The 22,755-nt window shown below is 66.6% G+C and carries 21 protein-coding genes; 7 read left to right on the forward strand and 14 right to left on the reverse strand.

Translation table 11 applies throughout. The features are described 5' to 3' along the window. Positions 1 to 76: 76 nt before the first annotated feature. From SRU_RS07460 to SRU_RS07470, 3 genes are all read right to left on the reverse strand, one after another. Positions 77 to 1,573: a TolC family protein gene (locus SRU_RS07460; protein WP_011404157.1), complete on the reverse strand. Its 1,497-nt coding sequence runs from the start codon at positions 1,571 to 1,573 to the stop codon at positions 77 to 79. 49 nt (positions 1,574 to 1,622) lie between these two features. Next, positions 1,623 to 2,918, reverse strand: coding sequence for an HlyD family secretion protein (locus SRU_RS07465; RefSeq protein WP_112903959.1), 1,296 nt, complete (start codon positions 2,916 to 2,918; stop codon positions 1,623 to 1,625). 93 nt (positions 2,919 to 3,011) lie between these two features. Further along, a complete protein-coding gene (locus SRU_RS07470; protein ID WP_118828882.1) occupies positions 3,012 to 5,306 on the reverse strand; it encodes a peptidase domain-containing ABC transporter in 2,295 nt (764 codons plus the stop codon). Between the two features lie 1,193 nt (positions 5,307 to 6,499). On the opposite strand from SRU_RS07470, the gene panC reads away from it, so the two are divergent. The 3 genes from panC (at position 6,500) to SRU_RS07485 (ending at position 9,004) form a co-directional block, all read left to right on the forward strand. Beyond that, positions 6,500 to 7,387, forward strand: coding sequence for a pantoate--beta-alanine ligase (gene panC / locus SRU_RS07475; RefSeq protein WP_011404161.1), 888 nt, complete (start codon positions 6,500 to 6,502; stop codon positions 7,385 to 7,387). 41 nt (positions 7,388 to 7,428) lie between these two features. Further along, positions 7,429 to 7,869: an aspartate 1-decarboxylase gene (panD, locus tag SRU_RS07480; protein WP_011404162.1), complete on the forward strand. Its 441-nt coding sequence runs from the start codon at positions 7,429 to 7,431 to the stop codon at positions 7,867 to 7,869. 280 nt (positions 7,870 to 8,149) lie between these two features. Further along, positions 8,150 to 9,004 carry a 3-hydroxyacyl-CoA dehydrogenase family protein gene (locus SRU_RS07485; protein WP_011404163.1) on the forward strand — a complete coding sequence of 285 codons (855 nt, stop codon included), beginning with the start codon at positions 8,150 to 8,152 and terminating at the stop codon, positions 9,002 to 9,004. 113 nt (positions 9,005 to 9,117) lie between these two features. Here SRU_RS07485 and SRU_RS07490 read toward each other — a convergent pair whose 3' ends face one another. Next, a complete protein-coding gene (locus SRU_RS07490) occupies positions 9,118 to 10,080 on the reverse strand; it encodes a PhoH family protein (RefSeq protein WP_011404164.1) in 963 nt (320 codons plus the stop codon). A gap of 125 nt (positions 10,081 to 10,205) precedes the next feature. On the opposite strand from SRU_RS07490, the gene dapF reads away from it, so the two are divergent. After that, a complete protein-coding gene (gene dapF / locus SRU_RS07495) occupies positions 10,206 to 11,042 on the forward strand; it encodes a diaminopimelate epimerase (protein WP_237702042.1) in 837 nt (278 codons plus the stop codon). Positions 11,043 to 11,073: 31 nt separating this feature from the next. Here dapF and SRU_RS07500 read toward each other — a convergent pair whose 3' ends face one another. Beyond that, positions 11,074 to 13,149 carry a peptidylprolyl isomerase gene (locus tag SRU_RS07500; protein ID WP_011404166.1) on the reverse strand — a complete coding sequence of 692 codons (2,076 nt, stop codon included), beginning with the start codon at positions 13,147 to 13,149 and terminating at the stop codon, positions 11,074 to 11,076. Positions 13,150 to 13,398: 249 nt separating this feature from the next. Here SRU_RS07500 and SRU_RS07505 point away from each other — a divergent pair, with 249 nt between their 5' ends. Further along, positions 13,399 to 14,310 (forward strand): M90 family metallopeptidase, encoded by a 912-nt coding sequence (locus tag SRU_RS07505; protein ID WP_237702043.1) that lies wholly within the window; start codon positions 13,399 to 13,401, stop codon positions 14,308 to 14,310. On the opposite strand, the gene SRU_RS07510 is transcribed toward SRU_RS07505, so the two are convergent. The 3 genes from SRU_RS07510 to rplU form a co-directional block, all read right to left on the reverse strand. Further along, positions 14,303 to 15,544 carry an aminotransferase class V-fold PLP-dependent enzyme gene (locus SRU_RS07510; protein ID WP_011404168.1) on the reverse strand — a complete coding sequence of 414 codons (1,242 nt, stop codon included), beginning with the start codon at positions 15,542 to 15,544 and terminating at the stop codon, positions 14,303 to 14,305. The two genes, SRU_RS07505 and SRU_RS07510, sit on opposite strands and share 8 nt — an antisense overlap. Positions 15,545 to 15,647: 103 nt before the next feature. Then, positions 15,648 to 15,908 (reverse strand): 50S ribosomal protein L27, encoded by a 261-nt coding sequence (rpmA, locus tag SRU_RS07515; RefSeq protein WP_011404169.1) that lies wholly within the window; start codon positions 15,906 to 15,908, stop codon positions 15,648 to 15,650. A gap of 49 nt (positions 15,909 to 15,957) precedes the next feature. Then, positions 15,958 to 16,365 (reverse strand): 50S ribosomal protein L21, encoded by a 408-nt coding sequence (rplU, locus tag SRU_RS07520; protein ID WP_237702044.1) that lies wholly within the window; start codon positions 16,363 to 16,365, stop codon positions 15,958 to 15,960. Between the two features lie 135 nt (positions 16,366 to 16,500). Here rplU and SRU_RS07525 point away from each other — a divergent pair, with 135 nt between their 5' ends. Together SRU_RS07525 and SRU_RS07530 are read left to right on the forward strand one after the other, a co-directional pair. After that, positions 16,501 to 17,163, forward strand: a complete 663-nt coding sequence (locus tag SRU_RS07525; RefSeq protein ID WP_011404171.1) for a fumarylacetoacetate hydrolase family protein — start codon at positions 16,501 to 16,503, stop codon at positions 17,161 to 17,163. 63 nt (positions 17,164 to 17,226) lie between these two features. Next, positions 17,227 to 17,832: a pyridoxamine 5'-phosphate oxidase family protein gene (locus SRU_RS07530; protein ID WP_011404172.1), complete on the forward strand. Its 606-nt coding sequence runs from the start codon at positions 17,227 to 17,229 to the stop codon at positions 17,830 to 17,832. A gap of 27 nt (positions 17,833 to 17,859) precedes the next feature. Here the strand turns inward: SRU_RS07530 and SRU_RS07535 are convergent, their stop codons facing one another. The 6 genes from SRU_RS07535 to SRU_RS07560 form a co-directional block, all read right to left on the reverse strand. Beyond that, positions 17,860 to 18,906 carry a threonine aldolase family protein gene (locus SRU_RS07535; protein WP_011404173.1) on the reverse strand — a complete coding sequence of 349 codons (1,047 nt, stop codon included), beginning with the start codon at positions 18,904 to 18,906 and terminating at the stop codon, positions 17,860 to 17,862. Between the two features lie 38 nt (positions 18,907 to 18,944). Then, a complete protein-coding gene (gene greA / locus SRU_RS07540; RefSeq protein WP_043552291.1) occupies positions 18,945 to 19,424 on the reverse strand; it encodes a transcription elongation factor GreA in 480 nt (159 codons plus the stop codon). A gap of 190 nt (positions 19,425 to 19,614) precedes the next feature. After that, positions 19,615 to 20,544, reverse strand: a complete 930-nt coding sequence (locus tag SRU_RS07545; protein WP_011404175.1) for a S66 peptidase family protein — start codon at positions 20,542 to 20,544, stop codon at positions 19,615 to 19,617. Positions 20,545 to 20,588: 44 nt separating this feature from the next. Then, positions 20,589 to 20,906: a LapA family protein gene (locus tag SRU_RS07550; RefSeq protein WP_013061926.1), complete on the reverse strand. Its 318-nt coding sequence runs from the start codon at positions 20,904 to 20,906 to the stop codon at positions 20,589 to 20,591. 93 nt (positions 20,907 to 20,999) lie between these two features. After that, positions 21,000 to 22,100, reverse strand: a complete 1,101-nt coding sequence (locus SRU_RS07555; protein ID WP_011404177.1) for a glycosyltransferase — start codon at positions 22,098 to 22,100, stop codon at positions 21,000 to 21,002. 30 nt (positions 22,101 to 22,130) lie between these two features. Continuing rightward, a complete protein-coding gene (locus SRU_RS07560; protein ID WP_231847051.1) occupies positions 22,131 to 22,754 on the reverse strand; it encodes a hypothetical protein in 624 nt (207 codons plus the stop codon). Position 22,755 lies beyond the last annotated feature (1 nt).

A 22,755-nucleotide genomic window follows, 5' to 3' on the forward strand; every position in this document is an offset into this window, starting at 1 on the left:
AGTCCTTGCGTCGGTTGTGTGAGGGCCCTCCGTTCGTGGTCGACGGATGCGCTTCCGGGAGTGAGGCAGAAAGAAGCTACTCTCTTGGGGAATCCGACCCGGTGCGACGTCCGCCGTCGACGTACGGGTCGGCAATGGTGCCCGTGGCCCACTGAAAGGTCGCGTGGGCCTTCAAGGTGCTAATTTGGGCGGCGATGAACTGCTTTCGGGCCTTCGCCAGGGACTGCTCCCGCTTGTTGAGCACGAACAGCGTGCCCTGTCCTTGCTCGAAGCGCCGCTGCTCCAGTCGCCGAAGTTGTTCAGCGAGCCGCTCGTTGCGCTGGGCCGATTGGGCCCGGCGGTGGGCCTGGGACAGGGCGGCGAGGGCGGACTTCACGTCCGCCCGCACTGTTCGCCTAGCGATGTCTTGTTTTAGTTTGAGGTCGCGCAGCGCAATTTCGGTTTTCTCCACCTCGCTGCGGCGGCTCCGGGAAAAGAACGGCTGGTCGACCTCGAAGCCCACCTTGACGTCCGAAATGTTCAGCGGACTGTCCGTGTACGACACGGCCTGGGCCTCAAGTTTAACCTTGGGGCGGAGCTGCTCCTGCGCCAGCCGCTGCTCGATCTCAGTCTTCTGGCGCTTGAGATCCATCACCCGCAGCATAGGGCGGCGCGCGAGGGCGGTCTCCACGGCATCCGCCCGTCGGGTGGTATCTACAGGGGCGGGCATGTCCAGGTCCGGGGGCGCGTAGCGGAACGTCGCGGGGGAGCCGTCTTCCTCCCACAGAAACGTGGCGAGCTTGATGCGCTTCTCGCGGGCGGTCCGTCGCGCTTTCTCCAGCGTCGCCTGTCGGCTGGCGGTCGTCCGGGCCGCATCGACGCTGTCGACCGCCGGAATTTGGCCGGCCCGCGCCTTTTTCGTGACCAGGGCCTGGCGCCGCTCCGCCAACCGGAGGAGCCCGCGGCTCACCTCCAGGGTCTGCCGGGCCTTTACCCAGTCCCAGAAGGCCCGAGAAGCCTTCAGCAGCAACCGATTTCGTTTTCTGGCCTGCAGGGCGTCGGCCCGACGGGGCGCCAGCCGGGCCTTATCGAGCGCGGCGCGGGACTTGTCGGTCCGGAACCCCCCGAGCGGCGCGAACGAGAGGCCCAAGCGCGTTTCCCCCACCCGGGAGGTCTTCACCGACGGGTCGATGCTGGAGCCGAGCCCACGGCGATAGTCGAACTTGAGGGTGGGGCTCGCCGGCAGATTCAGGGGCCAGCTGACCCCACTCCGCAGGACGTTCAGCTTGTCCGCATCATCCTGCGTCTTGTACTCGTATCCGGATACGAGTGCCGGTTCGAAGCCGCCTCGGGCGTTTAGGACCCGGGCCGCAGCCCGGTCGTCCTCCAATCGGTTGGCCCGGGCGGACGGACTGGTCGCCAGCACCCGGCGACGAACGTCATCCAGGGTGAGCACCGGGCAGTCGTCCGACGACGAGCAGGGGATAGCGGCATTCGGGGCGCCGCTTCGCTCCGGCGTCCCAAACTCTTGTGCCTGGGCCGCCGTCCCCATCAGGGCGACTGCGAGGATAACGACAAAAACGCGGGCGGTCATCCGTATCGGGGGGTGAGACGTGTTGAATCGTCGCGGCACTCCCGGTCGGCTACTTCGCCGGGGCCGTGCCCTGTTGCGTAGAGAGCTGGGGGGGAAGGCCGTTCATGCGGCGCCAAATTTCGTACCCGAGCGACACGCTGGACAGTAGCACGGAGCCCTTCGCCGGCGCGCCCTGGCGAAGGTATTCGGGACTGGGCCAGCTGGTGGTGTCGGACGTATCCGGCACGACCAGCATTCGGAAGCGGCCGGAGCCGTCCCCGACGGGGTCGATGAAGCGAACCGTTCCCGTGAAGGTGCCGGTGGAGGCGTCGGGGAGCCCCGAAAACTGGAGGGCGGGAAATCCGGAAAATTGGAGCTGGACCTGCCGGCCCGGTTCAATGAGGGAGGCGCCGATGCTGCTCACGAAGAGCTCCGCGGCCCGGTCGTCCGTCTTAGGGGCCACTGTCGCGAGCGTGGTCCCCTTCTTCACGATCTGGCCCGGTCCCACGCGGTTGATGCTGGACACCGTTCCGCTGATGGGGGCGCGCACGATGGCATTGGATGCGCGTTCGCGGGCATTGCCGACCTTGCGGCTGAGCGCCGCCTGCTTGGCCTCCAGCTTCTGCTCCTTGCGCTCCACGTTGAGGCGGGCCGACTCGACCGCCCGGCGCGCCGCGGCCAGGTCCGCGGCGGCGGCGACCGAGTCGGTCCGTGCCTTTTGGAATTTGAGGCGGGCGGTCTCCAGGTCCCGGACGGACGAGATGCCGTCGTCCTGCAGGTCCTCGATGCGGGCCAGCCGGGTGCGGGCCGTCGAGACGCCCAGGGTGGCGTTGCTGACCTTCTCGTCGGCGGACCGGCGTTTCTGGCGGGCCTGGGCAAGCTTCTGGCGGGCCCGCTCTACCTCCAGGCGCAGCCCGTTGAGCGTATTGGTCCGTTGGGCGGCCACCCGATCCGCAAACTGGTCGTCCAGGTAGGAGGAGCCCAGATCCTCCAGGACCGCGACGGTGTCGCCCTTTGCCACCTCGTCCCCCTCGACGACGTGCCAGTCGGCGACGCGGGCCGAGATTCGGGATTCGACGGTCCGGGGGCGGGCCTCCGGGGCGTAGGCCGTAACCTCACCGCTGCCGGAGACCGTCTGGCGCCACGGGACGAACGCCAGCGCCACGCCCAGGACGACGAGAAAAAGTGCCGAGACGACGAGAATCGAGCGCGTGATTGCAGGGGACTGTGCGGCCTGGAGGGCACTCGTGCGTCCCAGATCCGTGGGCGCGTCCATCTCCGCCGTCGGCTGCAGCCATTGCCGCTCCTGGGAAGGGGGGCGTGCGTCGGGGGCGGAGGAGTCCGAATCGGGCCGGTCAGCGCTCATGTCGGGCAAACGTGTGGGCCGAGAAAAACAGATGAACGATGGGGGGGCGCCCAATCGGGCCACGAGGAGGCGGGAAACACCAGGGCGCGCCGGCTAGGACGGGACCCCGTCTCCCTGTACCGCCGAGACGAGGCGCGGAAAGTGGCGGCGCAGGAAGTCGTCGGACTCGCCGTTCAACTGATCCGCTGCGCCCCGCCACACGATTTCGCCCTGCTCCAGCACGAGCACCTGATCGGCCCGGCGCACGGCCGTCGGGTTGTCGTCGGCCGCGGAGACGATGGTCCACGCGTCGTGCCCGTACAGGCGGTCGGCAAGGGTCTGCTTCACCGGGTCCTCGATGCCGTTGAACGGCTCGTCTAGAATTAGCAGTCGGGGCTCCCCGATCACTGCCCGCGCGATCATGATGCGCCGGACCATGCCCTGCGGCAGCCCGAGGCCCGCGGACGTGATGGGGGTCTGTAGTCCGTCGGGAAGTTCCAGGATGGCGTCTTCGAGGCAGGCCAGGTGGAGGGCCTGCTCCACGTCGGCGTAGCTCAGCGAGCGGCCCATGGTGATGTTCTCCTCCACCGTGCCCTTAAACAGCTCGTCGTTGGACAGGGCTAGGCCCACGACGCTCCGGTACGCCTGCGGGTCGAGGCGGGCGATGTCGTGTCCGTCGAACGTGATCTGTCCCTGATCGGGGGTGTGCATCCGCACGAGGGCCTGCGTGAGGGTCGTCTTTCCGGCCCCGCTGTCCCCGACGATGCACAGGTGGTCGCCCGGCGCGACGTCGAACGAAACGCCACTGAGTGCCGGCGAGGCGTCCTCGTACCCGATGGTCACGTTGCGCACCCTAAGCGGGGCGGGGCCGGAGCCGGAGGGCACCTCCTCCCCGCCGACCTCCTCCAAGGGCTTCTCGGTCACGTGCAGGATCTTGCTGATTGCCGTCAGCAGGTCGTAGCCGGACGCGAACAGCTGTACCAGGTTGAAGCCGTTGTTGGTGAGGTACACGATCAGGAGCTCCGCGGCGACGAACTGGCCGAGCGTGATGTCGCCCTGCGTGACTAGGTACCCGCCGATTCCGAGGGCGAGCCCGACGATGATGGCCCGGAAGGCCGCCGCGGCCGCGAGCTGACGCCCAAAAATGCGGAAGTGGTTGCCGCGCGCCCGAACGTAGTCGGAGGCCAGCCGGTCGGTGCGGGCGTGCACGTACGACGGCGACCCGTTCAGCTTGAAGCTTTGCTGGCACCGGGCGAGGTCTTCCAACCAGTGGGCGGTGGCGTACTTGAAGCTCGACTGTTCGATGCTCGTCCGCAGGCCGCGTCGTCCCAGGCCCCAGATGAGCACCGGGGTGAACAGGACGGCCATCAGGCCGACAATCAGGAAAAACGAACTGTAGACCGTGAGTAGAATGAGGCTCACCAGCGCGATGAGCGCGTACACCATCCCGTCGAGGAGAATTTTCGACAGGCTCTTCTGCATCGAGACCACGTCGAAGAACCGGTTGACCAGGGCCGGGCCGTACTCCCCTTCCAGTTCCGACCGTTTCATGAGAGGCAGCCGGTAGGCCATCTCCATGGAGGTGGAGGCAAAGAGGCGACGCTGCAGCATGTCCACCGTGTAGTATTTCAGGATGTCGAAGCCCCCGTACAGCAGGAGCCCCACGGTGATTGCGACACACAGCACCACGATCTGATTGGTGAACGTCCCCAGCGACACCGAGTCGATGATGCCCTGCGACGCGAGGGGCACCGTGAGCGAAAAGATGGCCACCATGGCGGCGTAGACCGCCACCGTGACGAGGTCCTTGCCCTCGTCGCTGAGTAGGCTGAGGAGACTGGCGAAGGTCTCCTGGATGTTCTCGCGGTGGTCGTGCGGGTCGTGGATGTATTCCGCCGACCGGATGCCCGAGCCCGACGAGGACTGCCGTTCGCTGTCGAGAAAATGAGGCGTTTCCCCTTCGATGTGGAGAAAAGACACCGTTCCGTCGGGCCCAGCCAGGGCGTCTGGGCCCACGCGTTGCACCTCGTCCTGCCCAAAGCTGCGGACGGACAGGACGCTGGCGCGGGTCTCCTCAACCACCCCCAGACTCCGGTCCGACATGAGTACCACATCGCCGGGGGCTGCTTCCTTCAGCACATCGGAGGGCGACAGGGACTGAGGCTTCATCACCAATCCGCGAGCGCGGCCGTAGTCGGCCAGAAGGCCGAGGATGGTGTCCGGGGTGACCGTCTTCACCTGCAAGAACCCGCGGAGGCGCTCGGGGCTCACGTCCCGGTCCACGCGCCGCTGGACGACGCCAAACGCCTCGACAGCCTGTTCGGTCAGCGATGGATCCGCAGAGGCCGCCCCGGCCTGAGAGACTGTTTTCGACTGGTCGCTGAGGACTCCATCACCGCGTTTCGGCATCGGGCTGGGCTGTGAGGCTGGGGCAGGGCACATTGACATAAGTTGCCTTTTGGAACAGCGATACTATCGACGCTCTATCAAATTGATCTGAAAAAATGACGTAACGGCCGGGACGTGACGGTATCGTAAGGTGCCGGGGCCTGGTTGGGCGTCTGTCCTCCGCGCGGGGCCGGATCCTTGGGGGCGTGCGGCCACGGGGCCCGGCTCGCCGATGCGCTCACTGCCGCGAGACATTCCTCCTTGGGCACAGGGCCTGGCCCATCCGTTATTTTGTCGCTGAGTCGGCGCGACTGAGCGCCCGAACGTGTTGGGCGGGAGCCGCGGGCGGGCCGTACCGGAGGGCGCGAACCAGATCCCGTCGAGTGCTTATACTAGAAGCTCCAAATTGCCGGGGTGGCGGAATTGGTAGACGCAACGGACTTAGACAAATGAGTGCTGGGGCGGAAACGCCTCACGTAGATCTGCTCAAAGTCAGGGAAGCCTTTTGACTGGTAATCCTGAGCCAAGCCCGACTTTGGGAAGGTGCAGAGACTTGACGGGCAGCACCTACGTCCGGCCGGATACGGTGAAGAGAAAGTCCAGACCACGCCCCACCAATGAAAATTGGAGTGGTACGAAAATCCGTTGGGCCTTGTGGCCCGTGTGGGTTCGAGTCCCACCCCCGGTACCGGCGTTTGCTTCCCCGAGAACAGGCACGTGGGCCTGCCACTGCCCCGGCGATTTTCGCCGGGCCTCCACGCCAACCCTCGCGGCGTGCGGGCCTGTTCTACACCATCGGGCGCGTGCGGGACAGGGTCGAGAGGCCCGCTGAGACTCGGTCTCCCACAGCCGCTCCCCCAGAAGGACGGAGACAATCCCCGGGCCGCCCGGAGAATGTGTGCTGTGCGCCGGGCCGTTTCTTTGCCTCTGGTCTCGATTGCACAGGCCTGCACCTCGGCGTCGAGTGCCGCCAGGGGGAGGGAAGATCCCACGCGTTGTTGCGCGCCTCGTGAACAACGTCGATCAGTTGGGGCACGGCCGAGGGTGCCGTGCGTTAGACCGGAAGGCGTGAAGGGCGTACAGGGGGAGGGGCTCCGTGTAGGGGAAGACGCTCCTGGTGGCCACACCGTGGGGCACGAACTAGATGGGCGTGGCTCCGTAGCCCCGTGCGGCATCTGTTTGCAGTCTCGTACATCGATCCGACGCGCCCGCCGATGGAACTGCTTCGCACCGTTGACGCCATGCAGGCCCAGGCCGACGCGGCCCGGGCCGAGGGACAAACGCTCGCCCTCGTGCCGACCTTGGGGGCCCTGCACGAGGGACACCTGGCGCTCGTGCGCCGGGCCTTGAACGAGGCCGACCATGTGACCGTCTCTGTCTTTGTGAATCCCACTCAGTTTGGGCCGGGCGAAGACTACGACGACTACCCGCGCGATCTGGAGGGCGACCGGGAGACGCTGGAGGCGCTCGACGTGGACGCAATGTTTGCGCCGTCGGTTGAAGAGATGTATCCCTATGCCGACGACGAGGCCCTGCCCGGCCCTCTCGCGTGGGTCGACGTGGAGCGGCTCGACGAGCATCTCTGTGGCGCGTACCGCGAGGGGCACTTTCGGGGGGTCACCACCGTCGTGACTAAGCTCTTCCACGCCTGCAAGCCCGACGTGGCGGTCTTCGGCCGCAAGGACGCCCAGCAGTACGTCATCCTCCAGCGCCTCGTGGAAGACCTGCTCTTCGACATTGAAATTGTGGGCGTGCCGACCGTGCGGGAGCCCGACGGCCTCGCGCAGTCGTCCCGGAACGAGTACCTCGACCCCGAAGAGCGGGAGCAGGCGACGGTGCTGTACGCGGCCGTCACCGCCGCCGAAGAGGCGATCGAAGGGGGGGAACAGGCGGCGGAAGGTGTTGTTGGAGCGATGGAAAATGAACTCGCGGCGGCCCCCGACGCGGATGTGCAGTACGCGGAGGTCGTGGACGCCCACACCCTTCAGCCCGTCGACCACCTCGTGCCCGGGCAGGAGGTGCTGGCCGCCGTAGCGGTTTTCTTTGGCGAGACGCGTCTTATCGACAACACCTTCGTGCAGGTGCCGCCGGCTCAGGCGTAGGGGCCGGGCGCCATGCTTCTTGTGCAATTCCCTTCTCCCCCATGGACCTTTCGATGCTCAGGGCAAAGCTCCACCGGCTTCGCGTCACCGAGGCCGACCTGTATTATGAGGGGTCGATTACCATCGACGAGGAGCTGTTGGACGCCGCCGGTCTGCTGCCCTACGAGAAGGTGCAGGTGGTGAACGTGAACAATGGCAGTCGGCTCGAAACCTACACGATTCCGGGGGAGGCGGGGGAGCGCACAGTGTGTCTAAACGGCCCGGCGGCCCGGCTGGCGGCCCCGGGAGACGAAGTCATCGTGATCGCGTACGCCGAACTTACCCCTTCTGAGGCCCGCGAGCATCACCCACGCGTGGTGCACGTCGACGAGAACAACGACGTGACGAAGACACGAACCCTCGACGTCGCGAAGGAAACGGACGAAAACCTCGCGCCGGACGGCATGGAAGACGTCCTCATTGCCGAGGGGCCGCAGTCATGATGAACTACTCGTAGGACCCCGCGTCGGGCCGGCCCACTCGCCCCCCGGTAGTGCCCGGTTCTCCTTTGACCCCCAAGGTCCTCATTTTTTGAAGCCGTCAATATCCGTTATTGCAATTCAAGCGTTCCGCTCGCTTTGCAGGAAGACCGCGGCTGTCGCTGCGAACCTGCGGAACGGTCGGATTCCCACCTGAAATTCGTCCCGACGGGCTCGACACAGTGGGGCTGCAGGCCTAGATTACCCCCGCGCACTGAATCACTCACAAATCCCTCGCCTCAGCATGTCCGTGCATACCACCGCGGTCGTGGGGGCCGGCACGATGGGCAACGGCATTGCCCACGTCTTCGCCCTTCACGGCTACGACGCCACCCTCATTGACCTCGACGAGTCGCTCCTCGACGACGCCCGGTCGACGATCGAGGGGAATCTATCGCGCCAGGTCGACAACGACGTGATCACGCCGGCGGACAAGGCCGCGGCCCTCGACCGCCTCGCCTTCACGTCCAACACCCCGGAGGGCGTAGCGTCCGCCGATCTGGTCGTCGAGGCCGTGCCGGAGGCGCAAGAGGTCAAGTCGGAGGTCTTCGGGACACTGGACGCGCACGCCCCTGCCGACGCGATTCTTGCCTCCAACACGTCGTCGATCTCGATCACCTGGATTGCCGACCAGACCGAGCGGCCCGACCAGGTCATCGGGATGCACTTCTTCAACCCCGTGCCGGTTATGACGCTCGTGGAGGTGGTGCGGGGACAGCGCACGAGCGACGATACATTCGAGACGGTAGCCGGCGTTGCGGACGACCTTGAGAAGAACCCCGTGGAGGTGGAGGACTACCCGGGCTTCGTGTCGAACCGCATCCTCATGCCCATGATCAACGAAGCCGTCTTTTGCGTCATGGAGGGCGTGGCCGAGCCCGAAGACATCGATACTGTCATGGAGCTGGGGATGAACCACCCGATGGGCCCCCTCACGCTGGCGGACTTTATCGGGCTGGACGTGTGCCTGCACATCCTGGAGGTGCTCCACGACGAGCTCGGGGACGACAAGTACCGCCCGTGTCCGCTCCTCCGCCGCAAGGTGACGGCCGGTCAGTTGGGTCGGAAGACCGGGGAGGGATTTTTCAACTATGAGTGACCAGCGTCTCGTAGCGAAACGCAGGGACGTTTCCGGTCCTCCCGTGACGGAGGACTGGTGACACGTGATTTTGGCCCACGATATGGGCTCGAAAGCCCCTCCCGCCTCATGCTTCACTCGTCGTGCTCCTCATAGGCGGCGATGATGTCGCGCACCAGGCGGTGGCGGGCCACGTCCTCGCGCTCCAGGTACACGAACTCAATCCCGTCGATGCCCTTGAGGATGTGCTGCACCTGAATCAGGCCGCTGGCGTTTCGGTCTTGCAGGTCGGTCTGCGTAATGTCGCCCGTCACGACGGCCCGGCTGTGGGGGCCAAGCCGGGTCAGAAACATCTTCATCTGACTCGTGGTGGCATTCTGTGCCTCGTCGAGAATGACGAACGAGGACTTGAGCGTCCGGCCCCGCATGTAGGCGAGGGGGACCACCTCCACCCGGTCCTGCTCCAGGGACTCGGCCAGCTCGTCGCGGGGCATCATCTCCCCGAGGGCGTCGTAGAGAGGGCGGAGGTACGGCGCCACCTTTTCGTAGAAGTCGCCCGGCAAAAACCCGAGCTCTTCCCCGGCCTCCACAGCGGGGCGGGAGAGGACAATCTTGTCCACCTCGTGGTTGTTGAGGGCGGCGACGGCCAGCGCCACGGCCACGTACGTCTTCCCGGTGCCGGCGGGCCCGATGGCGAACACCACATCGTTGGCCGCGGCCGACTGGACGAGGCGCTCCTGGTTGGCGGAGCGGGGCTTGATGATCTCCCCGTCGGGGGTGGTGAGGATCAGGTCGCGCGGGCCGGGATCCGTCGCTGGGGCCGAGGCGCTCGTGTCGTTCGAATCGAACAGGGCCAAAACCGTGTCGACGTCCTCCTCGGTGAGGTGCTCGTTGCGCTCGAGAAGGGTCATCATCTCGCTGAAGACCCGCTCGACCTTTTCCAGCGCCTCCGGCTCGCCTTCGAGGTGAATCTCCGAGCCCCGGGCCGTGATCTGGGTGTCCGGGAATGCATCCTCGATCTTTCGGAGGTGAATGTCGTTGAAGCCGAACAGCAGAAGCGGATCGGCACCGTCAATGCTCAGTTGTTTTTCGGGCAACGGGATTCGGGGCCTGATGAGCGCAGAGTACGAGTACGTTTACGGGGGCTTACGGGGGGCAGCCCCAATCGTGCCGAGGGAAAATCGGAGGTCACGAGCTACGTATGATCGAGACGCGCAGCCGAATGGTTTCGTTTACCAAGATGCAGGGGACGGGGAACGACTTTGTCGTCCTCGACAACCGATCCGCTCAGCTCAGTCCGGACGAGCTGTCGGCCTGTGCGGCCGCCTGGTGCCCGCGCCGCTACGGAGTGGGGGCGGACGGGCTTCTGGCCCTCGACGCCCCGAAGACGTCGGCGGCCGACTACCGCATGCACTACGTGAATGCCGACGGATCACGCGCGACCATGTGTGGAAACGGCGCACGATGCCTCTTTCGGTTCGCCCGACGGGCCGGATTTCAGAACGATCCGCTGGCGTTCGACACCGACGCGGGACTGTACCGGGCCACCACGGCGCCGGAAAACAATCCGTCGGGGGTGCGCCTCTTCGTGCCGGACATCACGGAGGTCCGTGCGGACGTGGCGCTTGACCGATCGGTGCCCCAGGCCGTTCGGCGCCTCTGCTTCGCCCACGCGGGCACCGAGCACCTTGTGGCCGTGGTCGACGACCTCGATGCCGTGCCGGTTCAGAAGTGGGGACGCCGTCTTCGTCGCGATCCCAGCCTGGCCCCCGCCGGGGCCAACGTCAACTTCGTGGAGCTAGGAGGCGAGGACGGCCTCCGACTCCGCACCTACGAAAAGGGCGTGGAGGCCGAGACGCCGTCCTGTGGCACCGGGGTGCTGGCCGCGGCGGAGACCGCCGGCCGCCTCACGGGAGCCGATCCCGAGACGACCCTGCGGGTGCGTACGCCGGGCGGTAAGCTCGCCGTGGGCCGGGCCGAAGGGGGAACCTTGTATCTTCAGGGCCCGGCCGTATCGGTGTTTGACGGACGCGTCGAGCGCCCGAGAGACGAGCGGTAGCCACTCCGCTCCCCGGCGTACTGCGCAGTGCCTACCGCAGCTGGCTGCGGTTGTCTTTGATTGTGGCGTCCTCCTTCAAGGCGGCGATCCAATTGGACGACACCTGCTGGCGGCGTTGCTTGAGCAGCCGCTGGCGCAGTTGCTTGCGCTTCTGATCCGTCAGCGGGGGCGGCGTGGTTTTCTGGGTGGTCTTTACGATGAAGGCCGCGTTGTTGCCCGCCACCACCCCGGAGGTTTCGCCCTCGTCGAGCCCAAAGACGGTGCCGACGAACTGCGGCTCCTGGCCGAGCCCGGGGACGGTGCTGGTGGAGTAGGTGAGGTCCGACTGCGTGCGGAGCTCCGTGCCGAGGGCCTCCGGCAGGGCCTCGAAGGTGTTCTGGGCCAGGGCCCGTTCCATGCGCCGCGTCTGCACCGCGCGCTTCTTCTGAAGCTCCACCTGCGGCCGGATCTGCGACTTGACCTCGCTGAACGAGCGGTAGCCCTCCGGGGTGACGTTCGTTACCTCGGCGACCACGAACTTGTCGCTCAGCTCGATGACGTCGCTGATCGTGCCGTTGGAGGCGGACTCCAGGAACTGAGAGAGGGCGGCACTCTGGCCGATGCCGGGAACGGAGGACTGGTCGGTTTCCACCTGAACCTCCTGCACCGACAGGCCCAGGCGCTGCGCCTCTTCTTCGAAGGCGCCCTCCTCCTCGGCGAAGTAGGCGAGATCGCCCAGCTGGCTCTCCTTGTCGGAGAGGGTCGCCCGGCTTGGGCTCAAGTTGTAGGCCAGGTCAGCCACCTGAACGGCTTGGGAGGCACGGGCCTCGACCCGAATGAGGTGGTAGCCAAATTCGGACCGGACGGGGCCGACGAGCGTCCCGGGCTCGGCCCCAAATGCGGCGTCCTCAAAGGCGTCCACCATGCTGCCGCGGGCAAACCAGCCGAGGTCGCCCCCGTCCGACGCCGAGCCGTCGTCGGAGTACCGGCGGGCCATTTCCGCAAAGGAAGCGGCCCCCGCCTCGAGGCTGTCCCGAATTGCCCGCAATCGACCGGCCACCTCGGAGTCTGCCTGGTCGGTCTTCAACAGGATGTGGCGGGCGTGGAGGAAGTCGTTCTCGGCGGGGCGCGTGTCCCGAACCTTGAGGAGGTGGGCCTGGCCGCCCCCGAAGACAGGGCCGACGATCCGTCCGGGCTCGGGGGACGCGTACACCGAGTCGGCGACGCGGGCATTCATCTGGTCCGGGGTGCGGTACGCGCTCGAAAAGTCCTGGTCCGACGCGTTGTTGAGGAGAAAGAGGGAGTCGTTTTCGGTCGTGGCGAAGTCTGCCCGCAGGCCGGCCAGATCGCCGGCAATCCCGGAGGAGTCCTCCGCCGTGGCCTCCTTGGAGGTCGTCGCGTACTGCAGGGTGACCGTCTTTTCGCGCTTGTACGCTTCGCGGTTGTTGTCGTAGTAGTCACGGAGGTCCGACTCGGTGACCGTGATCGAGTCGTCCGAGACACGAGCGTAGCGAAGGGCGACGTACTGGGCCGAGGCAGACGAATTCTGGCGGCGGTAGTAGTCTTTGATGTCCGCCTCCGATACCTGGATCGTCGATTGGACGAGGGAGCTCATTTTCTGCTGTCGCCGCTGCCGCCGGAGGAACTCCTCAAGCTTGATCCACTGGGTGCGGGCCTCGGGGTTGGAGGCCATGTTTTGCAGCAACTGATAGTTGATTTGCCCGGTCGAGTCCGCGAACTGACGGCGGATGACGGGGTGTGGGTTCTCGCCGAACACCATTGCCTCCACTTCCGAATCGGTCACCGAAATCCCCAACCGCTTCATTTCCTGCTGCAGGAGCTCCTGGTTGACGACCTGGTTGTAGGCCCGCTCCCGCACGCGGCTCTCCATCTGGGGGTTCATGTCGCCGCCCATCTGTTGTTGAAACCGCTGGCGCTGACGTTTCAGGATGCGCTGGTAATCCTCATTCTGAATCGGATTGCCGTTGACCGTGGCCACGTTCCGGTTTGTCTGGTTCATGGCCGAAAAGACATCGGAGTCCTGGAGGGTCCAGATAATCCCGAATGAAAGAACGAGAATCCAGAGAATCACTCCGGTGTTCTGCCGGAGCGTGTTCATCGCGCCCATGGAGACGTGAGGAGGTTGGTGAGGAAGAAGTGTTCCGCGAGGCGGTTTTGATCAGGAGACCGGAGACTCCTGCACTGTACCTTGCTCCGTAACAGATTGTTCGCGTTGTGGACCGGATGGCCACGGCAAAGAACGAGGGGCGGCCTGCGGGTCGCAGGCACACCAACTGGTGCTGTGCGTTGCAACAATTCTTCGCATACGCCGATGCCTCAACGGGCGCTCACTGCCCGCAAGCGCTCTTCTTGCCCCATGCGCATCGTCCGACGCTCCTCCATACTCACGACGGGGCTTCTGGCCCTGCTCCTCGGCGGTGGAGGGGCGGTGGTCGGGCACGAGGCCACCCCGGTGGGGCCTGCGCTGGGCCTCCTCCCGGCGATCGTGGTGCTGGCGGTGGGGCTCCGTCGTCCCTGGCGGCGCTGGCGGGTGGCCCAGGCGGACCTCGTCCCCGAGCACGGCCGATGGCTTCGCGACCGAGTTCCCCTCTACCAAAAACTGGACGCGGCGGGCCGGGCCCGGTTTGGGCGCGATGTGCAGTTTGTCCTCGACGAGTATTCCTTCGAAGGGGTCCAGGGGGTGACGGTGACCGATGCGCTGCGGCTCAGCGTCGCCGCGGGCATCGCCACGCTGCTGCACGGGCGGCCCGCCTGGGAGCTCCCGGGGAGCCGATCGGTGCTGTTCTACCCGGATCGGTTCGACGAGACCTACCACGGAAACATCACGGCCCGCTACGACGGCATGGCCCATCAGCAGGGCCCCGTCATTCTCACGGTTGCCGCGGTGCGGCGCAGCTGGGAGCACCCGGGCGATGGAAACAACGTGGTCCTTCACGAGCTGGCCCACCTCTTCGACTTTGACAACGAGGGGGCGGACGGGGTGCCCTCCCTCGTCGATCCGGGGTCGGTCCCCGACTGGCAGGCGCTGGTGCGGGAGGAGATGCGACGGATCCGGCAGGGGCGGTCCTTGCTGCGGCCGTACGGGGCGGAGGCCCCCTCGGAGTTCTTTGCCGTGGCGGTGGAGCATTTCTTCGAGCAGCCGGCCCCGATGGCCCGCCAGCACGGCGAGCTCTTCCGCGCCCTGGTCTCGTTCTTTCGCATTGATCCCCGCACTGGCACAACGGGCGACGCGGCGGTGGGGGCGGAGATGCAGCCGGACCCTACGTGACGGGGCCGGCCGCGTCTACGGAGCGGGAGCGGTAGGCGCCCGTGTCGAGGGCGTCGCCGATTAGGTTGAAGGCATGGTCAACCTCCTCTCGTGTGTTCCAGACGAACGGGGCCATGCGGAGAACCTCGTTGCGACGACTGTCGGTGTAGACGTGCTGCTGCTTGAGGTGGGCCGCGAGGCGCTCGGCCTCCGACACTTCCAAAAGCACCATCGCGCTCCGCTCGCTGGGGGCGCGAGGGGAGCGCAGCGGGATGTCGAGGGCGTCGGCCCGCTCGATGGCACGGTCGGTCAGCGCAAGCGAGTGGTCACGGACGGCCTCCAGCCCCACGTCGAGCAGCAGCCGAACGCCCTCGACGGCGTGATACATGGGGGCCACGGGGGTCGTCCCGCCCAAAAACCGACGGCGCACGTCGGGGTGTGGGCTCGGCTCGGTTCGAAACTCGAAGGGCGCCGCGTTCCCGAACCAGCCGGTGAGCCGCGGGGCAAGCTCCAGTCCGTCCCGCAGGTACAGAAACGTGTTTCCGGCCGAGCCGGACGCCTCCTTCAGCAGGCCCCCGACGTAGAGGTCACAGCCGAGCTGCGTCACGTCGATTGGGCGGGTGGCGGCGGCGTGGTAGCCGTCCAGCAGGAACAGCGCGTCGTGGCGACGGGCACGCTCCGCGACCGATTGCAGAAACGAATCCGGGAGGCAGGCCCCGGTCGTGAACCCGACGTGGCTGAGGGCCACGAGGGCGGTGTCGGGGCCGATGGCGTCGAGCAGAGCCGAGCGGTCGACGCGGTGGTCGCCGGTGGGAGCAACGACGTGTGGGGTGAGGTCGCGGAGGTCACTCCACCGCTGCACGCTGTGCAGAACGGAGGGAAAGGCGGTCTCGGGAACGACCACTTCGGTCCCGCGGGCGGCCACCTCGGGACTGGAGAGGAGGCACTGGACCGTCCAGTGCACGCTCGGCTGCAGAATGCAGGTTTCCGGGGGCGCGCCCAGCAGGGGAGCGACGAATTCGTCGCCGAGGTAGGTCGGCAGGGTCCACCAGCCAACCGTCTCGTCCGCGTCGGGGCGCCAGTGGTTGGGGACCTCGTTCCAGGCGTCCACCCCACGCTGGCGCCAGTCCTCCGTAAACTGCTCCATCATGTGGGGCACCCGCTCGGGCTGCAGGCCGTGAGTAAAGGACCGAAATTCCACCGCGTCGGGCTTGTCCGGGAAGCGGTACGCGGAGGGAATGGGCGGAGTCGACATGATAGGGCGAGAGCACTAGACGCAAAGGAGCCACATATGCAAAAAGCCCCTGCCGCACCGGGGCGAGAGGAGCTTCTTGCGGGGCAGAATGGGAGAAGAGGGCCTACGCCTCCTCCGGAACCACGTGAACGTACTTGCGGTCGCCGCCACTCCGGGCGAACTTGACGACGCCGTGGTCCTTCGCGAAAAGCGTATCGTCGCTGCCGCGGCCCACATTGTGGCCGGGGTGGAACTTGGTGCCGCGCTGGCGGACGATGATGCTGCCCGCGTGCACGTGCTCGCCACCGTACGACTTTACGCCAAGATAGCTGGGATTGGAGTCACGGGTGTTTTCCGTTGACCCCATGGCTTTTTTGTGTGCCATAACAACCTCGTGGGGGTTGGTTCAACAAAGGGATGCAAGGGGAGAAGGGTTACGCCTCGGCCGGTTCGGCCTCCGGGTCCTCATCGGGCTCCGCGTCCGACGTTTCGGCAGCCTCTTCGTCGTCGGAGGACGCGGGGCCGTTTGCGTTCAGGGACTCGATTTCAATCTGGGTGTACTGCTGTCGGTGTCCCCGCTTAACGCGATACCGTTTGCGCCGTTTCTTCTTGAACACGATGACCTTATCGCCCTTTACGTGCTCCAGCACGCGGGCGGTGGCGGTGGCGTCCTCAACGGTTGGCGTCCCGAGGGTGACATCCCCATCGCCGTCGGACACGAGAAGCACCCGATCCAGGGTCAACTCCTGGCCGGCGGTCGCGTCCGAATGGTAGGGGACATACAAGGTGTCGCCCTCCTGGACCTTGAACTGTTTGTCTTTAACGTCAACAACTGCGTACATAAGGCGTCTCTGCTTTGGAGCGCCGGGTTGGCTACCGACGCGAGAGTGACCGGATTTCGAGTGAATGCCGAGGCTTAGCCACGCAATGCCCGCCCATCCGTTCCCGATCATCATTCACGACCCCTTCCGTTTCGCATGAAGATCTCCCTGCCCGACCGTTCCCCGCCGGTATCCGTCGGCAAGCTTCTCTGCATCGGCCGCAACTACGCCGACCACGCCGCCGAGATGGACCGGGCCGTTCCCGACGAGCCGATGGTGTTTCTGAAGCCGGCGTCGGCCCTCGTCCGGTCGGGAGGAGCAGTGCGGTTGCCCCCACAGTCTCAGGACGTCCACCATGAGGTCGAATTGGTGGCAGTTGTGGGGACGGAGGGCAAAAACATCCCCCGGTCCGCGGCGCTCGACCATGTCGCCGGTTATGCCGTGGGGCTCGACATGACGGCGCGTGACCTGCAGGCCGAGGCCAAAGAGCGGCGCCATCCCTGGTCGGTGGCGAAGGGGTTTGACACGTTCGCGCCCCTAGGACCCATCCAGCCCGCGGAGGCCGTGGACGATGTGCAGGACCTGACCCTCCGACTGACGGTGAACGACGAGACGCGTCAGGAGGCCAGTACCCGACACCAGATCTTTCCGGTACGGGACCTCGTCCACTACTGCTCCCACATTTTTACCCTGTCGCCGGGGGACCTGCTATACACCGGCACCCCGTCCGGGGTAGGGCCCGTGCAGGACGGCGATCGGCTGCACGCCTCCGCGACGGGGCTCGACCCCCTGAGCGTGTCGGTCGGGCGGTCCGGATGAGCGTGAGGCCTGCCGTCCGACGCCCCCTTCACATCTGTCTCGATACACCCCTAGGTTCCTCCTATGTCCATCCCCCGATACACCGACCTCGACACCGTTCACGACCACGTCTGGGACGCCCTCGAGACCGCCGCCGAGGACCCGGGGCACCCGTACCGCCAGCTTACGTTCGGCACGGTCCACGAAGAGACGCCGGACCTCCGCACGGTGGTGCTCCGCACGGCGGACGCCGGTGCGCGTGCGCTCCAGTTCCATTCGGACCGCCGGTCGCGAAAGGTGGCGGCCCTCCGCGAGAACGACCGTATCGCGTGGCACGCATGGGACACGGAGTCCCTGGAGCAGATTCGCCTCTACGGGACGGCCACCGTTCACGTGGACGACGACGTGGCGGCGGCCTTGTGGGAGTCGCAGTCTCCCGGGTCCCTGTCGGTGTATCCGCGCCCCACGGCGCCAGGTACGCCCATCGACGAGCCGGACGACAAGCTCGACCCGGCAGTGAAGAGCGACCCGATCACCGACGACGACGTGGCAGGCGGCCGGCAGTACTTTGTCGCCATCCGAACGGTGATTGATCGCGTGGAGTGGCTGCACCTCCATCCGGACGGTCACTACCGCGCCCGATTCGAGTACGCGTCGGACGAGGGGGAGGCGACCTGGGTCGTGCCCTAGAACGAGGGCTTCTTACAAGTCATGTGATCATGACGTGGGCGCGGGGGCCCGGTCGGCGTAGGCGTGGAGCACGTCCACCGCCTGCTCAATGCCCTCCATCGAGACATCGCGGTGGGTGGTTGCGCGAATGGTGGACGGCCCGAAGGCCTTCACCAGAACGCCCTGGTCGCGAAGGTGCGGCACGACCTCGTCGGCGGTGTCGTCGGGGACCCCGAACATCACGATGTTGGTGTCCACCATCGCGGGGTCGATGGAGAACGGCGGGCACTCGGCGATCCCGTTCGCGAGCCGCCGGGCCTTTTCGTGGTCCCGGGCCAGGTCGGGACGGTGATGGTCGAGGGCGTAGAGCCCGGCCGCGGCGAGGAGGCCGGCCTGCCGCATGCCGCCCCCGAACTGCTTCCGCGTCCGGCGGGCCTCGTCGATGAGCGGCGCCGACCCGGCCACGACCGAGCCCACCGGTGCGCCCAGTCCCTTCGACAGGGCGACCCAGGTGATGTCGGCAGGGGCGGCCAGCCGCTCCTCCGTCACGTCGAGGGCGGCGGCCGCGTTCCAGAGCCGAGCCCCGTCCAGGTGGACCGCAAGGTCGTGCTCACGGGCAACGGCCGCGAGGGCCTGGACCCGGTCCAGCGAGTACACCACCCCGCCCGCCTTGTTGGCGGTATTCTCGATCGACAGGACCCGGGTTCGGGGCATCACGTCCGCTTCCGGGCGCACGGCAGCCTCTACCTGAGAGGGCTTGAGTCGGCCGCGGGTGCCCGAGAGCGGGTGCAGCTGGACGCCCGAGAGGAGCCCGGCCGCTCCGGTCTCGTAGTTGAAGACGTGGCTTCCACGCTCGAGAATTACCTCCTCGCCCGGGGTGGTGAGAACGTGGAGGCAGATCTGGTTCGCCATCGTGCCGGACGGGACAAACAGCGCCGCCTCTTTTCCCAACCGATCCGCCACCCGCTCCTGGAGTCGGTTCACGGTTGGGTCCTCGCCGTAGACATCGTCGCCGACCTCGGCCTCGTACATGGCAGTGCGCATGCCCTCCGAGGGGCGCGTGACGGTGTCGCTCCGAAGATCGATGGGGGACATGGGGCGGGAATCGGCACTCGGGAGAGCCGACGGGGGACCTATCGAGAAATGTCTTTGATCTTGAAGTGTACAGTGCCGGCCGGCACGTCGATGGAAACCTCGTCGCCCTCTTCCTGGGCCAGCAGGCCCTCGCCGATGGGACTGTCCACGGAGATCTTGTTTTCGGAAATGTTGGCCTCCTCCTCCGAGACGAGCGTGAACGTCTGTTCGTCACCGGTGTCCAGGTTCTCGACGGTCACGTCGGACAGGATGTAGGCTTTGCTGTCGTCGACGGTGGACTCGTCCACGATGCGGGCCCGAGCGATGGTGTCTTCGATTTGCTTGATGCGGGCCTCGAGCTTTCCCTGCTCCTCCTTCGCGGCGTCGTACTCGGCGTTTTCGGACAGGTCGCCCTTGGCCCGGGCCTCGGCGATTTCGTCGGCGATGCGGGAGCGCTCCTCCGTCTTGAGCTGGTGGAGCTCCTCCTTCAGTTCCTCGAGGCCCTCCTCGGTCATGTAAACGGTCTCGTCGTCAGCCATGCTGCTGGGGTCCATTGGTACGGGGATACGCGAATGCAAAAGCGCCACCCCTGCCAAAAAAGGAACGCCACGGCCGGAAGCGGCAGCGGCGTTTCGGGTGACACTTTTCTAATATGGTTTCCATTGTTCGGGCGGGCACGACGGAAGTTCCGATCTCACGCCCTCATGTCCCGCCCTCGTTCCCTGCAGGTTACAGATCCACGAGGGGGGCCTGGGCGGCGAGCGAAACGTGGGCTGACGTGGCGTGCAGCCGTACCGGAACGCCAATCGGGAGGGAGCAGCGGGGCAGGTGGTGGCCGTAGGGCAGGCCCTGTACGACGGGGTAGGGGCGGCCGGCCAGGTGGTCCTGAAACACCTCTTCGAGGGACTGTGTGGGCGTGTCGGAATCTAGGGACCCCGTCGTAAAGGTGCCGAGGGCGACGCCGGCCACGGCGTCCAGGACGCCGGCCTGCTGGAGGTGCGTGAGCATGCGGTCGACCCGATACGGGGCCTCCGCCACCTCTTCAAGCACGAGGATGGCCCCCTCAAAGTCGGGGGCGAACGGGGTGCCCAGAAGGCGCGTCAGGACCGCCACATTGCCGCCGAGCAGCGGCCCGACCGCCGTTCCGGGCGCGAGGGCGGTCGGGGAGGCGTCGAACGCCTCCACGAAGCCCGGCGTTTGGCCTGCGGCCCAGCCCCGAAACGAGGCGAGGGTGGCGTCGTCGGCCTGGGGCCACTCGGTGACCACGGGGGCGGAGAGCCCCGCCCAGTTTGCCTTCGTGTAGAACGCGAGGTGAAGGGCCGTCACGTCGCTGTAGCCCACCAGCAGGGTGGGGTGTTGGCGGGCGAGGGCCCAGTCGATCTCGGGCAGAAGGCGGAGGCACCCGTACCCGCCCCGGACGCAAACAATTGCACGAATGTCCGGGGCTTCGATGGCGCGGTGGAGTGCGGCGACGCGCTCGGCATCCGGAGCGGCGAGGTAGCCCCGTTCCGGGCCGGCCGTCCAGGCCTGCCGGACGTCGTAGCTGGTGCGGAGACGGTCCAGGCCGGCCTGGTAGGTCTCCGCGGAGCGCGGCGGGCTGGCCGGTGCCACGACCGCAATGGGGGCACCGGGCGAAAGCGGTGGGGGGCGACGCAACACGGGGCGAGGCGGGTTGGGCGACGAGCGACGGGCGATCCGCGGCGCTACTCGGAGTCAGATCCTGTCCCGCTCGACCGCGAGCTCGTGGGGGAGGAGGGGGGCGTTTTCGCCGACGAGCTGGACGTCGAGCGTTCCTGTTCTTTCTGGAGCTCCTTCAGCTTGCGGCGGGTGCGCAGCTGCTTGGGAAGGGTGCTCAGCAGGCCAACCAGCACGCCGAACCCGAAGGTCAGGATCAGGATGAGGGCGGTGGATCCCTGGGTCTGGAAGAAGAGGAGATTGACGTCCATCGTCTGCGGGTTCTGCAGTGCAAAAACCACCGCAAAGATGGCGAGAATCAGTGAAAAGAGGAGGCCGAGACGCATGGCGGAAGCAGAATTGAGAAGAGAGGCCGATCGCACCAAGAACGTAACGCTCACGTGGCTGCCTGTCTACCGGTTTGGCGAGGCCGAGGGGGCCTATGCCTCATCCCGGGCAGAGCTCGGAACGGAGCGGCCCTTCCACCGCACCTCGTCGCTCCAGTGGTGCACCGCCGAGTCGAACTGCAGGATCAATCCGAGAAGGTAGGAGAGGGGGGCGAGTATGGTGACGAGGAGGGGCATGCCGCTGGACCGGTCGGTGACCAATTTGAGCCCGTACAGGGACACGAGAAACCAGATCGAGAGGAGCGGGGCGACCAGCCAGCTTAGGAGAAATCCCCCGTACATGACCGCGAAGCGCCCCGGGGTGCCGCCGAGCAACAGGTACGCGTTTTTCCGAAATCCACGCCAGGCCTCCGCCAGACCGTCGTACATGTGAACGGCCACGAGGTCCTGCACGTCGAGCAGCGTGGGGGGGTGGCCCTGCTGCTTCAGATAGCGGCCGATGGCGACGTCTTCGAGCACTGCATCCTTCACCTGCGCATGGGGCTCGTGACGATGGTACACGTCACGGTCTACCAGCCAGCACTGTCCGTTGAGGGCGCTCAGCGCCGGCAGTTGGGTCCGGGGCACGAGGGGCCAGGGCAGGCTGGTAAGAAGCGCGTGGGGGACGAGGCTGACGAGAAGCAGGGCGGCCCCCTGTAGTTGCGGGAACCCGGACGACACCTGCGTTTGGCTGCCCCGGTGCCGGGCCACCAACCGGCGGAGGGCATCGGGGCGACGCAGCTCCGCGTCGGCGTCGAGGAACAGGTAACACTCCCCCGAGGCCCGGCGCGTGCACTGGTGCAGGGCGTGCACCTTGCCGACCCATCCGGGCGGCGGATCGTCCCCGCGGAGCGGCGTGAGACGAGGGCTCTCGGCGGCCGAGAGCACCGCCCACGTGTCGTCTTCCGACCCATCATCCCAGACGAGAACCTCAAGGTCGGGGTACTCCTGGTTCGCCAGGGTGGGCAGCAGTCGCCGCAGGTTGTCAGCCTCGTTGCGGGCCGGAATGCAGACCGAGAGCGACGGGGGCGGGTCGGTCGCACTCGGGGATTGGCGCCACAGGTACACGAGGTTCAGCACTGCAATGCCCCAGAGCCCGGCGTGAACGAACGCGAGGGGCAGAACCAAAACCAGGAGACTGAGCTCAGTCGTCATGAGGGTGGGGGAGACGGGGGGGCGGATCGGCTACACGTCGGGCGGCGACTCCAAAAACTGTCGGTAGAGCGGGGGGAGGTCCTGGCCGGTCAGCCGGTCGTGGAGGGGCTGGGCGTCGTCCGGCCGGTCCGCCTCCCGGAGGGCGAGCCACCGCCACATGTGGGCCTCGGTTTCGGTGATGGCGCTCCCCTGTTCCGCCGCGACGACCTCGGCCAGGCGGCCGAACCGGCGGGCGGCGCCGTCCGGGTCTTTGCCGGCAATGGACGGTCGGAAGAGCAGGGACTGGCCCTCGACCAGCAGCACGAAGGGCGCATTGGGGGCCTGGGCCTTGGCCTCCTCCAACAGGTTCGTGGACCGCCGGCCGTACGTTACTGCGGAGAAGATCGACGCCTCCCCGGCGCGGTACGCCCAGAGCCCCGAGAGCAACGCGTACTCCCGCGCGGTCCCGTCCGAGAGGGAGGAAGGCAGCCCGTCTAGCACGGACGCGTCCTCGGTGAGGGGGTACAGCCGGTACCGCACGAGAAGGCTGTCGGCCCGAGAGGACGCCCGGTCGAACAGGGCACGGAGGCGGTCGGCATCCTGCTGGGCGTAGGCCGTTTGGGTTGCCTCGGCAAACGGGGTCGAGAGCATGGCGAGTACGAAGAAAACGACCATG

It is taken from the genome of Salinibacter ruber DSM 13855 (assembly GCF_000013045.1).
Taxonomy (GTDB): domain Bacteria; phylum Bacteroidota; class Rhodothermia; order Rhodothermales; family Salinibacteraceae; genus Salinibacter; species Salinibacter ruber.

What these genes read in the sequence shown, in the direction of transcription:
- SRU_RS07460 (WP_011404157.1), bottom strand. Translation starts at nt 1,573, where the DNA reads ATGACCGCCCGCGTTTTTGTCGTTATCCTCGCAGTCGCCCTGATGGGG.
- greA (WP_043552291.1), bottom strand. Translation starts at nt 19,424, where the DNA reads ATGGCTGACGACGAGACCGTTTACATGACCGAGGAGGGCCTCGAGGAA.
- rplU (WP_237702044.1), bottom strand. Translation starts at nt 16,365, where the DNA reads ATGTACGCAGTTGTTGACGTTAAAGACAAACAGTTCAAGGTCCAGGAG.
- SRU_RS07500 (WP_011404166.1), bottom strand. Translation starts at nt 13,149, where the DNA reads ATGGGCGCGATGAACACGCTCCGGCAGAACACCGGAGTGATTCTCTGG.
- SRU_RS07465 (WP_112903959.1), bottom strand. Translation starts at nt 2,918, where the DNA reads ATGAGCGCTGACCGGCCCGATTCGGACTCCTCCGCCCCCGACGCACGC.
- SRU_RS07555 (WP_011404177.1), bottom strand. Translation starts at nt 22,100, where the DNA reads ATGACGACTGAGCTCAGTCTCCTGGTTTTGGTTCTGCCCCTCGCGTTC.
- SRU_RS07560 (WP_231847051.1), bottom strand. Translation starts at nt 22,754, where the DNA reads ATGGTCGTTTTCTTCGTACTCGCCATGCTCTCGACCCCGTTTGCCGAG.
- rpmA (WP_011404169.1), bottom strand. Translation starts at nt 15,908, where the DNA reads ATGGCACACAAAAAAGCCATGGGGTCAACGGAAAACACCCGTGACTCC.
- SRU_RS07505 (WP_237702043.1), top strand. Translation starts at nt 13,399, where the DNA reads ATGCGCATCGTCCGACGCTCCTCCATACTCACGACGGGGCTTCTGGCC.
- panC (WP_011404161.1), top strand. Translation starts at nt 6,500, where the DNA reads ATGGAACTGCTTCGCACCGTTGACGCCATGCAGGCCCAGGCCGACGCG.
- panD (WP_011404162.1), top strand. Translation starts at nt 7,429, where the DNA reads ATGGACCTTTCGATGCTCAGGGCAAAGCTCCACCGGCTTCGCGTCACC.
- SRU_RS07470 (WP_118828882.1), bottom strand. Translation starts at nt 5,306, where the DNA reads ATGCCGAAACGCGGTGATGGAGTCCTCAGCGACCAGTCGAAAACAGTC.
- SRU_RS07530 (WP_011404172.1), top strand. Translation starts at nt 17,227, where the DNA reads ATGTCCATCCCCCGATACACCGACCTCGACACCGTTCACGACCACGTC.
- SRU_RS07535 (WP_011404173.1), bottom strand. Translation starts at nt 18,906, where the DNA reads ATGTCCCCCATCGATCTTCGGAGCGACACCGTCACGCGCCCCTCGGAG.
- SRU_RS07485 (WP_011404163.1), top strand. Translation starts at nt 8,150, where the DNA reads ATGTCCGTGCATACCACCGCGGTCGTGGGGGCCGGCACGATGGGCAAC.
- SRU_RS07510 (WP_011404168.1), bottom strand. Translation starts at nt 15,544, where the DNA reads ATGTCGACTCCGCCCATTCCCTCCGCGTACCGCTTCCCGGACAAGCCC.
- SRU_RS07550 (WP_013061926.1), bottom strand. Translation starts at nt 20,906, where the DNA reads ATGCGTCTCGGCCTCCTCTTTTCACTGATTCTCGCCATCTTTGCGGTG.
- dapF (WP_237702042.1), top strand. Translation starts at nt 10,206, where the DNA reads ATGGTTTCGTTTACCAAGATGCAGGGGACGGGGAACGACTTTGTCGTC.
- SRU_RS07525 (WP_011404171.1), top strand. Translation starts at nt 16,501, where the DNA reads ATGAAGATCTCCCTGCCCGACCGTTCCCCGCCGGTATCCGTCGGCAAG.